11 protein-coding genes and 1 pseudogene are annotated in these 12,350 nt (G+C 55.3%); 8 read left to right on the plus strand and 4 right to left on the minus strand.

The features are described from left to right. The first annotated feature begins 18 nt into the window (after positions 1-18). Genes EDF70_RS22460 through EDF70_RS22475 form a run of 4 tightly spaced genes read left to right on the plus strand, consistent with a single transcriptional unit; the run spans position 19 to position 2,980 of the window. Positions 19-852: a transporter substrate-binding domain-containing protein gene (locus tag EDF70_RS22460; RefSeq protein ID WP_132278132.1), complete on the plus strand. Its 834-nt coding sequence runs from the start codon at positions 19-21 to the stop codon at positions 850-852. A gap of 29 nt (positions 853-881) precedes the next feature. Then, positions 882-1,628 (plus strand): amino acid ABC transporter ATP-binding protein, encoded by a 747-nt coding sequence (locus tag EDF70_RS22465; RefSeq protein WP_132278134.1) that lies wholly within the window; start codon positions 882-884, stop codon positions 1,626-1,628. A 3-nt stretch (positions 1,629-1,631) separates the two neighbouring features. After that, positions 1,632-2,315: an amino acid ABC transporter permease gene (locus tag EDF70_RS22470; protein WP_132278136.1), complete on the plus strand. Its 684-nt coding sequence runs from the start codon at positions 1,632-1,634 to the stop codon at positions 2,313-2,315. Next, positions 2,312-2,980, plus strand: coding sequence for an amino acid ABC transporter permease (locus EDF70_RS22475; RefSeq protein WP_132278138.1), 669 nt, complete (start codon positions 2,312-2,314; stop codon positions 2,978-2,980). Before EDF70_RS22470 ends, EDF70_RS22475 begins: the two co-directional genes overlap by 4 nt. Before the next feature lie 248 nt (positions 2,981-3,228). Here EDF70_RS22475 and EDF70_RS22485 read toward each other — a convergent pair whose 3' ends face one another. Further along, a complete protein-coding gene (locus tag EDF70_RS22485; protein ID WP_132278140.1) occupies positions 3,229-3,495 on the minus strand; it encodes a DUF1488 domain-containing protein in 267 nt (88 codons plus the stop codon). Positions 3,496-3,929: 434 nt separating this feature from the next. Between EDF70_RS22485 and EDF70_RS22490 the strand changes: the two genes are divergently transcribed. The 3 genes from EDF70_RS22490 to EDF70_RS22500 are packed head-to-tail and all read left to right on the plus strand — an operon-like array spanning position 3,930 to position 7,808. Beyond that, a complete protein-coding gene (locus EDF70_RS22490) occupies positions 3,930-4,193 on the plus strand; it encodes a hypothetical protein (protein WP_132278142.1) in 264 nt (87 codons plus the stop codon). Further along, on the plus strand, positions 4,190-6,478 hold the full coding sequence (locus EDF70_RS22495) for a glycosyltransferase family 4 protein (RefSeq protein WP_132278144.1): 2,289 nt from the start codon (positions 4,190-4,192) through the stop codon (positions 6,476-6,478). Before EDF70_RS22490 ends, EDF70_RS22495 begins: the two co-directional genes overlap by 4 nt. 34 nt (positions 6,479-6,512) lie before the next feature. After that, complete coding sequence (locus EDF70_RS22500; protein ID WP_132278146.1) at positions 6,513-7,808, plus strand: glycoside hydrolase family 130 protein; 1,296 nt, start codon at positions 6,513-6,515, stop codon at positions 7,806-7,808. Between the two features lie 115 nt (positions 7,809-7,923). On the opposite strand, the pseudogene EDF70_RS30390 reads toward EDF70_RS22500, so the two are convergent. The 3 genes and pseudogenes from EDF70_RS30390 to EDF70_RS22515 form a co-directional block, all read right to left on the minus strand. After that, a pseudogene (locus EDF70_RS30390) lies at positions 7,924-8,031 on the minus strand (transposase); the annotation flags it as partial. 380 nt (positions 8,032-8,411) lie between these two features. After that, entirely contained in the window at positions 8,412-9,758 is a 1,347-nt protein-coding gene (locus EDF70_RS22510; protein ID WP_132278148.1) for a glycosyl hydrolase, read from the minus strand. A gap of 143 nt (positions 9,759-9,901) precedes the next feature. Beyond that, on the minus strand, positions 9,902-10,801 hold the full coding sequence (locus EDF70_RS22515; protein WP_165932101.1) for a glycosyltransferase: 900 nt from the start codon (positions 10,799-10,801) through the stop codon (positions 9,902-9,904). Positions 10,802-11,120: 319 nt separating this feature from the next. On the opposite strand from EDF70_RS22515, the gene EDF70_RS22520 reads away from it, so the two are divergent. Beyond that, the gene (locus EDF70_RS22520) at positions 11,121-12,311 is read left to right on the plus strand and encodes a GNAT family N-acetyltransferase (protein WP_132278152.1); all 1,191 of its coding nucleotides are present in this window, start codon (positions 11,121-11,123) and stop codon (positions 12,309-12,311) included. Positions 12,312-12,350: the final 39 nt, after the last annotated feature.

Consider the following 12,350-nt stretch of genomic DNA (forward strand, 5'->3'; position numbering starts at 1 on the left):
ATATAAAGGGGAACGACCATGAAGAAACTCTACGCCATCACTGCCGTGCTCGCCATTTTGGGTGGGTCCGCTTTCGCTCAGGAACCGTTGAAGAGTGCGCTTGACGGCAATGCGCCGCCGTTCGCCCAACCGAAGATGGACGGTTCCATCGAAGGTCTGACTGTCGACATGACGGCAGAAATCGCCAAGCGCCTCGGCCGCCAGATTACCGTCGACGCCATGGCATTTTCGGCGCTGATCCCGGCCCTGCAGGCAGGCACTTACGACATGCTGTCGGTTCCGATGACGGTGACACAGGAACGCTCTGATATCTTTCTCCTGACGGAAGGCATCTGGTCCGCTGATCTGGCCTTTGTGACCAAGAAGGGCGCGCCGGCACTGACAAGCTATGACCAGCTGAAAGGCAAGGTCATTGCCGCCAACAAGGGAAATGCCGACGAGAAGTGGGCGCGTGAGAAGGCCGGTGAAATCGGCTGGACGATCGAATCCTATGCGTCGCTGAGCGATGCCGCACAGGCGGTTCAGGCCGGACGGGCGGATGCTGCGATCATGAATGTGCCGACTGCATTGACCTTCGCCAAGCGGAACCCAGCGCTGAAGGCTGCAGACCTGAAGGAAACCACAGGCCGCTATTTCGCCTATACGATCCCCAAGTCCTCGCCGGAACTGCGCAAGCAGATCGAAACCGTCATCGAATGCATAAAGTCGGACGGCACGGCGGCATCGCTTTACAAAAAATGGCTTGGCGTGACGCCGGAGGCTGGATCGCTGGAAGTGACCCCGCAGGCAGGTTTCGGCCCGGTCGGCCTTGGAAATTACGATGCGACGCCGCACGAACTCGCTTGCAAGTGAAAAAGACAGACTGATTAAGGCCTAGAACCATGTCGCAATCGATCGCGCAGCCCATGCTCGACATTCATGCTCTGTATAAGTCTTTCAACAGCGTGAACGTTCTCAACAACATCAACCTGCGTGTCATGCCGGGTGAACTGGTGTTCTTGATCGGACCCTCGGGATCCGGAAAGTCCACGCTTCTGCGGTGCTGCAACAGGCTGGAAGAGCCATCGGACGGCGCGATCATTGTCGACGGGATCAATATCACAGCGGTGGCGACAGACATCAACAAGATGCGCCAGCGCATCGGCATGGTGTTCCAGCAGTTCAATCTTTATCCGCACATGACGGCCGAACAGAATGTGATGCTGGCATTGCAGAGGGTGCAGAAGAAATCCGCGACCGAGGCGCGGGAGATCGCACACCGCGAGTTGACCCGTGTCGGGCTCGGCGCCCGCCTGACCCATTATCCATCGCAGCTTTCCGGCGGCCAGCAGCAACGCGTGGCGATTGCAAGGGCGCTTTCGCTTGGGCCGAAGGTCATGCTTCTCGACGAGCCAACCTCCGCGCTTGATCCACAGCTTGTCGGCGAAATTCTGCAGGCGATGATGGATATGAAAAAGGAAGGCATGACCATGCTGGTGGTCAGCCATGAGATGCGTTTTGCCCGCGAGGCTGCGGATCGGGTCGCCTTCATGGAGGCGGGGCAGATCGTCGAGATCGGAACGCCCGCCGAAATTCTGGCCCGGGGTCCAGAAAGCCGCGCTTGTCAATTCCTCTCGCACGGACACTGAGCGATGGATATAACCGGTCTCGTCGATCTCTTCTTCAACGGGGCGGTCGCGCAAACATATCTGCCCGATCTGCTGCGAGGCGCCTGGATCACGATCTATCTATCGTTGGCGATCGTGATCGCAGGCCTCGTGTTCGGGCTCGCCTTGGCGCTGATCCGTCTTGTGTCGAACAAGGCAGTCGTTTGGTTCCTGCGGCTTTTCGTCGACTGCTTCCGTGCTGTTCCGCCACTCTCGGTCGTGCTGCTGCTTTATTTCGGCTTGCCAAGTGTCGGTATCAATCTTTCTGCGCCGTGGGTTCTCTGGCTGACGCTTTCCCTTATTCTTGCGGCCTTTGCCGAGGAGATTTTCTGGGCGGGGATTTCGGCGGTCGGCCCAGGGCAATGGGAGGCTTCCCGTTCGACCGGCATGACCAATGCTCAGACCCTTCGCTACGTGGTCTTGCCGCAGGCGATGCGGCTTTGTATCCCACCGCTGACCAACCGCGCGCTGGCAATTTCCAAGAATACAGCGCTTGGGACCGCAATCGGCATGCCGGAGCTTTTGAACGAAGCGCAGACCGCACTGTCCTTTTCCGGCAATGCGACGCCGCTGATCATGGCGGCGATCCTCTACCTGATCATCTTCATGCCGCTGATGGCTCTGGCAGGCAGTCTTGAAAAACGCATGGCCTGGGGGGCGCGGACATGAACGATCTGATCGAACAATTCTTCAATCTCGACATCATGAGCCAAGCGCTCCCCTATCTCATGAGCGGACTGATGATCACCCTCGTACTGACGGCCGTTCTGGCGCCCGTCGGTTTCGTTATCGGCCTCGGGTTTGCGCTCGTGTCTGAATCACACTCGCCGGTCCTGCGCTGGATCGTCAGGACATGGGTAAACGTCTTTCGCACCATGCCGCCGCTGGTGCTGATCATCGTGACATTTTCCGCTCTGCCATTTCTGGGCGTCAGGCTGCCAGCAATCATGTGCGCGATCATCGCACTGCTGCTCAACAACACGGCCTATTATTGCGAGATAATTCGAGCGGGTCTCGGCTCGGTTTCGCCAGGGCAAATGGAAGCTGCCCGTTCGACCGGCCTCGGATACAGGGATTCCCTCCGCTATGTCGTCCTGCCGCAAGCGTTGCGCAACGTGTTGCCGGACCTTGCGTCCAATACGATCGAGGTTGTGAAGGCGACTTCACTCGTCTCGATTGTTGGTGTTTACGACCTTCTCTATTCGGCCAGCACCATACGCTCGGTGACGTTCAACACCTCGTCGCTGACACTGGCGGCGATAATCTATCTCGTAATCCTTCTGCCGGCAGTTCGGCTTTCAGGGCGGCTGGAGCGGAAGCCACAAACAGCTTAGAGCCCGAACCTATGGCAAGGGATCTCAAACGAATGCTGTCAGGGGGATGCGGCCTCACGGGAACAGATTTGATCCAGATTTACGGCCTGGGCTCCTCGCTCGCCCTCAAGATCACCGGCGAGTGCTAAACGGAGCTGCGGTCATGGAGGACCGCCACGCACTTCATGGCTCTGTCTTGTACCTGGGAACAAGATCTCGGGAGGCAAAGTGAAATGCGCGTTCTTGGCCTCCCGGCAACTGCGGTCAATTCAGCGGAAGTTGTCGAGATCCAGATGGATCGTCTGGCTGCGGTTTGCCTTGTAGGCCGCTTGGGCAGCCTTTAAGATTCTCGGTTTCAGGGCATCAAATGATGCAAGATACTCCGCCTCGCTGGCCGTCCGACTGGTGAAGTTGCCTCCAAGCACTTCTCCCGCCACGAAAAAATACACTTCGAACATTCCGTCGTGGCCACAAAAGCGTACGCGCTTTCGCGCTTCGTCATAGCTTCGCGCATTGTTGGGGAAGGCCAGGGTCATGAACATACTCTCGTTGGCTGGGCGGCGTTAGCGCGGCATGCCAAGGCACCGCCAAGCTGCAGCGTTCAAAGCCAACCGCTTCGCCCTCATGTCGTTACGATATAATAAATTTCAATATTGACGCCATTATCGGGAGAATTATTCATCTCCGTATCGTTGATATCATGAGATATAAATCGATTATTCAGAATAAAAAACGTTCGATAATTTATTATTATATCGTTAATCTGTTGAATTTAGATCTGTAAATACCATCTTGTATTTATAATTGTATAGAAAATATTTCAGAAATAAAATTTGTTCGCCGATTTTTGTTCGAGAGCGCTCGAAATTCTACTCCTTGCAGCCTCGATCCGGCCAACTCGATCCTCAAGGCACTCGCTGTTCCGACCTCAGATCGCTCCGGTCTTAGCGGCAGATCCGGGAGATATCGTATGCTCGAATATGCCAGCGTGCACACAGCATCAAAACCATGGGCCAAACGCGGCGACGCATTTTTTTTCGATGAAAGACGAACCTCTTTCACCGTGGGAGATGGTGAGCTGGTCGTTCTGCTGGCCTACACGGGCGACGTTGGAATGATGCGCGATCTTGGCTCGCAACCGTCCCGCTGGAATGCGGGAGACCGTCGGCAGACGGATGTAACTCAATCAAAGCCGGTCGCCTCGACGTCCCGCTCAATGCAGGAGATGTCATGACCCACCTTAGGAAAATTGCTTTTATAGGAAACTCGCTGCCGCGCCGCTGTGGCATCGCAACCTTCACGACCGATTTGCAGCAGGCCGTCTCGGCCTCCGCTGCATCCGTCGAAACCGCCATCGTTGCCATGACCGATCATGGACATGCCTATCAATATCCCAAGGTCGTGCATATCGAGATCGCCGATCAGGACATTGATGACTATGTCGCGGCGGCCAACACGCTGAATGCCGAGGAATTCGACCTTGTCTGCCTTCAGCATGAATTCGGTATCTTCGGCGGCATCGACGGCAGTCATATCCTTGCACTGCTGTCACGGCTGGAAATGCCGGTCGTCACCACTCTTCACACCGTTCTGGCTGAGCCCACTCCTTTGCAGCGCCGTGTCCTCAATACCATTATCGACATTTCCTCGAAAGTTGTGGTGATGGCCGAACATGGACGAAAACTTTTACGCCACATCTATGAAGTCCCAGCCGCAAAAATCGAAGTGATCGCACATGGCATTCCCGATATCGCCTTCTGCGAACCGGAAGCGTCAAAGGCCAAGCTTGGATTTCAGGGGAAATCGGTCATTTTGACATTCGGCCTGTTGTCACCGAACAAGGGCATCGAGGTGATGATCGATGCCATGCCGCTTATTTTGCAAAGTCAGCAGGATGCGGTCTATGTGGTCCTTGGTGCGACGCATCCCAATCTCGTTCGCAACGAAGGCGAAGCCTATCGGCACCGTCTTGCGACACGCGCCAGAGACCTGGGCGTCGAGAACCACGTCGTTTTTCTCGACCAGTTCGTCGATCTGCCAACCCTCCTGGACTTCATTTCGATGTGCGATGTCTATGCGACGCCCTATCTGAATGAGGCGCAGATGACTTCCGGCACGCTTGCCTACAGTTTCGGGTCAGGAAAGGCGGTGGTTTCCACGCCCTATTGGCATGCGCGCGAGCTTTTGGTGGACGGATTTGGGGTGCTGGTGCCGTTCAACGATGCGAAGGCGATCGGTTCGGAGATCGCGGCACTTCTGACCGACGATGTTCGGCGAGACGCTATCCGCGCTCGGGCTTACGCGGCAAGTCGATCGATGACCTGGGAGCGCACAGCCGAGCATTATCTGGAACTTTTCGAGCAGGCCGTCCACCCACGAACCGGTCCCGGCGAAATCGCCCCCGTTGGAGGCGCGCTATCTGCCCTTGTCACGCACACATCACCAGCGCCAAACTTCGACGCCTTCATTGCGATGTGTGACGATACCGGATTGTTTCAACATGCGGTGCATTCAATACCCGATCGGTCACATGGCTATTGCGTCGATGACAATGCCCGAGGTTTGCTGCTGGCGGTGACGCTCGATGCCGGCGGGGAGATTCCGCTGCCTGGGATTTTAACGACGCGTTTTGCCGCCTTTGTTCAGCATGCCTGGAATCCTGACACCAAGCGGTTTCGAAACTTCATGAGTTTTGATCGGCGCTGGCTTGAAGACACGGGCTCGGAGGACAGTCATGGTAGAACCTTGTGGGCGCTGGGGGAATGCGCGCGGGGCGCTGCTGAAGCCTCCGTCCGCAACTGGGCTGGAGCGCTGTTTGCCGAAGCCATGCCGGTGGTCGAGACCTTTTCATCGCCGCGAGCCTGGGCGTTTACACTCCTCGGGCTCGACGGCTACTGCGCTCATCGTGTTGACGACATCAATGCAAGGCGGGTCCGATTGCGCCTTGCCGAACGGCTGATGGCGCTTCTCGCGAAGGTGGAGAAGCCGGGTCGGCCATGGTTCGAAGACGGGTTGTCCTACGACAATGCGCGTCTGCCTCAGGCGCTGCTGGTGGCTGGCCTCGCGGCTGGAAAGGCGGACTACGTGTCTGCGGGATTGAGGACGCTGCGGTGGCTGATCACTATCCAGACAGCAAAAGAAGGTCATTTCCGTCCAATCGGGAGTGACGGGTTCAGTGATATTGGCATGCCGCCACAACGTTTCGACCAGCAGCCACTGGAAGCGGCGGCAACGATCTCGGCATGCCTTGTCGCTTCGTACGCCGATCGTCACCCCGAATGGAAAGATCATGCCGAACTCGCTTTGGCCTGGTTCCTCGGAAAAAACGATCTGTCTCTGTCGCTCGTGGATACAGAGACCGGAAGCTGCCGGGACGGGTTGCACCGCGCGCGCGCCAACGAAAACAGAGGGGCCGAATCCCTGCTTTCCTACCTTCTTGGACTTGTTGAGTTCCGCAAGCTGATGCGGGCGAACAGTCATTTGACGACAGCGTCGCCATCGCACGCGTTGAGCGCCTGAAATTCGTCTCCAATCAAATTGAAATGAGATCGCTTTGTCAAAGGGCACAATCGTCAACCGTCAGTCACTCTTGCTGCGTCCAGACCCCTCACGCGTGGTCGTCAGACCATTCAAACCTGCGACCGAGCCACGCGACCTCAATCCGACCGACAAGACACGGGCCAACCATATTGCTGACCGGGTTCTGGCGCTTGATCTGCAAATAGCCGAAGCGCTGCTGGCGGATGTGCTTGAACACTTCGAGGGGCGTCACCGTAACCTGCTGGCGACCTTTGAAGCGCGCGCTGACGAGATGGAAGAAGCTTTTTCGGCGCATGCAGAATTCAGTAAAACGCAACGGCAACTGGTCGGCGCGTATTTCCTTAATGAATATTCTTTCGAGGCGTCTGCTCTTTTCAATCCGAGCATCGTTGCGCATCCGGATCAGTCCGGCGTGGCACCAGGCAGTCGGCGTTTCGTGTTGAGCCTGCGCGCGGTGGGGGAGGGGCATGTCTCCTCGCTGACATTCCGAACGGGTGTGATCGACGCCGATGGCAGTGTCGAGATCGAGCCTACAGCAAGGCTTGCGGCGACACCTACAATTCACACGCCGTTACCCCTTTTGGCCGACGAGCCGGTGAGGCTGAGCTTTGGTGCTGGTCAGCATATCAGCGAACGTGTCATCTTTCCCATTACGTTTGCGCAGTCGAACGGCATCGAGGATGCCCGCTTCGTTGCGTTCGAAGACGAGGGGGAGACGACGTTTTATGCGACCTACACGGCCTATAACGGCAAGGCGATCCGCTCAGAGCTGTTGCAGACCGGCGATTTCCTGACGTTCACGATGACGCCGCTGACCGGTACGGCCTCCCATAACAAGGGGATGGCGCTTTTCCCGCGAAAATTTGACGGGCGATACGCGATGATCGGCAGGCAGGATAACGAAAACCTCTATCTTCTCTATTCTGATGATCTTCATGTGTGGAATGGTGGAGAGCCGATCCTGCGGCCGAAATACCCATGGGAATTCGTGCAGATGGGAAATTGCGGCTCGCCCATCGAGCTGGATGAGGGATGGCTGCTGCTCACACATGGTGTGGGACCGGTGCGCAGATACGCCATCGGAGCGGCGCTGCTCGACAAGAATGACCCCTCCAGGGTCATCGCTCGCTCACGAGAGCCGCTGGTTCGGCCTGAACCATCCGAACGCGAAGGATACGTTCCCAATGTGGTCTATACCTGCGGAGGTATGCGGCACGGCGATCTGATCGTTCTGCCCTATGCCGTGTGTGATACGTTTTCCAGTTTCTCGACGATCCCTATCGCCGACCTTCTGCATACGCTTGATTGATAACAGGAAGATCACCGGCGTTCTTTACGAATGAAGCTATGCAATGCCACCGACCATCATCTTGACCCGACGCCCGATTGGCGATTTCCGTAGGTTATCTAACGTCTGTGGGTATTCATCTTGAATTTATGACGGCTGCCGCGAGATGGATGATTGCTGAGAAGCTTTCGTCTGTCTTGTCTGCTCTCATTGCGATGCGCTTGAAGTCTTTTAGTTTGCAGAAAAAAACTCTCGATGAGATATCATAGGGCTTGTTTTGATCGGAAGACACATAGTCCCCCTTTGTTGGGGCAAGGATTGAGGGGCCTTAAGGCAACGCCCTGAAGATGAGCTGCCTTCAACAGTAGGTCGTTCCACTTTTTTGAGATTGCACGCGCAGGTCGAGTAATGGGCCCGTTCCTCACGGAACGATAGGCCAACGCATCTGTGAGGTGTTTAGTCCCACAGTGTAATGGCGTATTATTGTCGCGATCACAGAGGGACACTCTATGGGCCAATTTCTTCACGGCAGCGCCAAAACCGCTGGAGCGAAATCGAAACTGGATAAACTTGGGAGCGAGCTCATTGCCGCGAGTAGCGAGGATACCGGCTTGGCGTCAAACACTACTCAATAAGGACAACAATCGGCCTGTCACGCAAAGATACGGTGATGCCGTCAACGTTCTGCAGTATCCGAACGGCATCGTCGGAGGTCGCGGGATCATCGATTGTGACCTGCAAAGCGGGCTGGGCCAGCATTATTTCCACGGTTTCATCACCGTCCAGACGCTCTGCCCAAAGTACGAGTTGGAACTTCCCATCGCTTCGTTGCAACAGAAGGTCATGAACGGTGTCGGCCTTGAACGGGATCGAATAATCCAGCGTATCATAGCTGTTGCGGCGCCCGTTATCCTCCAGTGCGCGCATCAGGTGTCGCAGGTATATGGCAGCCTTTCGCGGCGTGTAGTCTGGCCGAAAAAAGCCGAATGCCTGATTGCCCTCTTCATCTTCGCGATCTCGGAGAAGGTAGACCGAGGTATGGGCGTATCCGCGCGCGAACTGTGAAAGGTAAATATTGACGAGATGGGAAGCGTGGAGTTCCTCTGTTATCTTACCCCCGATGGTAACCCCGGTTTCGGTCGTGACACGCGGCAAAACGGCTAACTGCTCATCCGTATAACCCCGAAAATGTTTATTCCAGGTGCGACCGAAATTGCCATAGAGGCCATCCACCGCCGAGTCCTTGCTTGGGTCTGCCGCGTTCCAGGTCTTATTGTTAGCAGGATGCGGAGAGTTGGGGTGATAGATATAATTATGAACATTGGCGAAATCGGCAAAGCGCGTGCCCGCCGGCATCAGTGTTTCCGAATTATCCGGAATCTGAAGAAATTGCAGGCCTGTATTGTCGGTTTGCGCACCGGGCTCGGAAAGGGACCATACCGGGTATGCCGCCAGAAGCGGATCCGCTTTCACCCGTTTATAGAGGTCGGCTTGAAGTCGTGCGACAGGGAGCCATGAGCCTGTGCCGCCACCCTCTTCGCCATTGTGCCGGATCGGCCAGTTATTCGGTTCGTTATTGCCCTCAATGGCAAGCAGGGCATCGTGCTGCGCCAGAATGCCACCAGTTCGGATCAATTGATCGAGATCGCTCCCGCCGCTCACCAGGCCCCATGCGAACTTGACACCGAGCAAACGGTGCAATTCGAGGAAAGTGTCCATCGTGGTCGGCCCGGTCTCCGTCACGCCCTCGATTCCGGCTCTGACCCAGCGAAAACCGACGTATCGCAGCATCTCGATAGTACGTTCGATCGGCTGTCCGCGGTCTGGAAATGTCGAAACGACACCGACGCTTTCAAGAAAATCCAAAGTGGCCTGCGCTTGAACAGGTTCCGTGCGCCCAGGTGATGCAAGGGCCAGATGCAGCGCCATTGGAAGGAATGTTAGTTTGGCAAGAGTGGTTTTCCTGAACATCATACCCACCTGTGGCGCCTCGCTTAATGTTGTCGCACCTGTTTTGAACCGTGGGGGCAGTCCATGTCTTCGCTTGGATTAAAGACTACAGCGTACAGCGCCCCTGCCACGACCGATCGGTGCTCTGCTTGGCCCCGGCCTGGTCAACTGGAGAGGACTTTCTGGATGTTTTTTCGGTTCCACGGGAGGCCATCGAAGCCAAACCGAAATCGGAATTCGTCACGAAGCGAGCGGAACCTGTAGGTCCAATACCGCAATGCCGAGATCCGGGATGCAAAAGGTTTCAGGCAAGGGTTGGCGTGCAAAGCGGCGCGATAAACCTGTGTCTCGGCATTGGTCCACGGGAAAAAGCGCCCGTCCCATGGCTTCGGGTGAGCCATGAAATGCACGATCGTCGGGCGGTAACCGTCGATGAGATGGAGGAACTGTTTCGGGAAATTCCACTTATTCGATATCAGGACCAGAGCATCGCCGACAACGGCGTTCAATGCTCCCTGATCATGCAAGTGTCCACCATGCGCGACGAAGTGATCGAAGGCGGCATGACCGATCCAGTCTTTAGGATTGAACTTCAAGACACCAGAGTTGAAAATTACCGTCTGCTCGGTTCCATTAAATCGTTCCACAAGCGAAAGATAATCGAGAGCGGCTGCAAGCTTGCCGGGCTCGATCGTCAATTCTTCGAGGTAATCCAGGCTTCCGTTGATCTGGGTGTCGCCATCTATGTAGATCACCTGATCATAATCCGACGCCAGCACTTCGGACAACAGTAGCCGGCCCATGGCGGAGACTGTGATGCGATGAGAGAAGGAACCGGCATTGAGCCGCTTGAAGTGCTCCGAAAGCAATGCAGATGCGTCGATCAGCCTTATGCGATGATCCGCGCAGAATTTCCGGGCATTTTCGGCATTCTTGAATGCGTCAGCCAGCACAATGACCACATCTGTCGATGGCTTTGCATGTGCCCTTGCCTGCAAGGCTGATACGGCTGTGGGAAAGAAGTAATTTTCATCCGAAACATAGGCGATGCACTGACTATTCATGGATCGCGACCCTAGTAACACACAGATTACACATTAATGAATTATAAATTTTGTTCAAACCGTTTGTATGAATGTCCGTAAAAATAAATTGCCGTGCAAGGCAATCGGGATCGATAAATACGTCGCCGCCCTTTTTTCTAGGTATGGGTATTCGTTGCTCGGTATATTCAAATCCGAATAATATTCCGATCAAGGAAACCAACATATCCCGAGAATAATATAATGAATGCAGGGCAATTGACTTCCCAATATTTTCAATCTTAGATTAATTTTAGCAGTGCCTCTCATACTCGATCAAGAAACGCCGAAGGGAAAGCGAATGCTGCGCGCCGTTCTTTTTGAAGGCATCGATGATTTTGCTCAGCTGGAAAGCGCGTGGAATGACTTGGCGCGATCGGTTGATGGCGTGCGCTTCACGCAGACATTCGAATGGGCGCGGCTGGGATGGGCGGTTAAGACGCCTCTTCGCGGGGACATGATCCTTTGCGCCACGGTCTGGTCCGGCGACCGGCTGATAGCCGTCTGGCCATTTCAACGCACCCGATTGGGTTTCTCATCCCGACTTGAACCGTTGGGATGCGGAATGCACGAGGAATATGGCGATCCTCTGATGGCGCCAGATGTTGATCAGGCGCGCGTATGCAGTGAACTCCTGCAACTACTGGTGCCTCGTGCCGACTTAATTGAGATCCCCTTTGTGAAAATCGGTGCCCCGATGCAGGTTGCGCTTGCGCAGGCGGGCATTCTGAATGTTGTGCAGCCGTTCGATGCCTATGTCGTCGAAAGAAAAGGCTTCGAGGGCTTTGAAGCACTGATGCGTGGTTATTCTGGAAATTTTCGCGCAAAGCTGAAACAAAACCGTAAACGCCTTCAGTCACTTGGGGACGTTTCGTTTGAATGCCCTCAAGATAGCCGAACCTGCAAAGAAACCGTTGAGTGGGTCCTTGCTGAGAAACGGCGATGGCTGTTGCAACATAATAAGAAAAGCAAATGGCTTCAAAAAATCGAGGCTTCCCTGTTTTTCTCTCAGATCTCGACGGAAGACACTGAGTTCGGGCGAGTTGGCATTTTTCGCCTGATGTTGTCGGGAAAAATTGTTGCGGCGTTCGTCACAACGGTCGACAGAACACGCGTAGAGGGGATGATTATGAGTTTCGATCCCGAGCATGCACGATCCTCGCCCGGCATGTTGCTCATGGAGAATGTGACACGCTGGTGTTTTGAGCGGAATTTAGACTTCGACATGCGGCCGCTCCATATGGACTACAAGGAACGATGGGGCAATTCCACGAGTGCGCAGCTTAAGTACCGCACCTCGCTCACCTGGAGAGGTACGGCAAGCCTATTGCCCGACTACCTTTTACACGCGCTTCGAAGCCTCTTGCGGTCAACCCTCAGTCTTGAGCAACGAGACGCTATTCGACGTATGCTGAATTGGCGTCACAAGCTTAAGATGCGCGATGACGGTGCCGTCGGGCGTGCAGGAAATCGGGCCACAGGCAAGGAATAATTGCGCCACTTCGTACTGCGCACGGTGGTGTCAGGGCTG

The organism is Neorhizobium sp. JUb45, assembly GCF_004343585.1.
Classification (GTDB): domain Bacteria; phylum Pseudomonadota; class Alphaproteobacteria; order Rhizobiales; family Rhizobiaceae; genus Neorhizobium.

Coding starts and splice junctions, on each gene's coding strand:
- EDF70_RS22515 (WP_165932101.1), bottom strand. CDS start 10,801: ATGAATAGTCAGTGCATCGCCTATGTTTCGGATGAAAATTACTTCTTT.
- EDF70_RS22495 (WP_132278144.1), top strand. CDS start 4,190: ATGACCCACCTTAGGAAAATTGCTTTTATAGGAAACTCGCTGCCGCGC.
- EDF70_RS22485 (WP_132278140.1), bottom strand. CDS start 3,495: ATGACCCTGGCCTTCCCCAACAATGCGCGAAGCTATGACGAAGCGCGA.
- EDF70_RS22470 (WP_132278136.1), top strand. CDS start 1,632: ATGGATATAACCGGTCTCGTCGATCTCTTCTTCAACGGGGCGGTCGCG.
- EDF70_RS22475 (WP_132278138.1), top strand. CDS start 2,312: ATGAACGATCTGATCGAACAATTCTTCAATCTCGACATCATGAGCCAA.
- EDF70_RS22460 (WP_132278132.1), top strand. CDS start 19: ATGAAGAAACTCTACGCCATCACTGCCGTGCTCGCCATTTTGGGTGGG.
- EDF70_RS22490 (WP_132278142.1), top strand. CDS start 3,930: ATGCTCGAATATGCCAGCGTGCACACAGCATCAAAACCATGGGCCAAA.
- EDF70_RS22510 (WP_132278148.1), bottom strand. CDS start 9,758: ATGTTCAGGAAAACCACTCTTGCCAAACTAACATTCCTTCCAATGGCG.
- EDF70_RS22465 (WP_132278134.1), top strand. CDS start 882: ATGTCGCAATCGATCGCGCAGCCCATGCTCGACATTCATGCTCTGTAT.
- EDF70_RS22520 (WP_132278152.1), top strand. CDS start 11,121: ATGCTGCGCGCCGTTCTTTTTGAAGGCATCGATGATTTTGCTCAGCTG.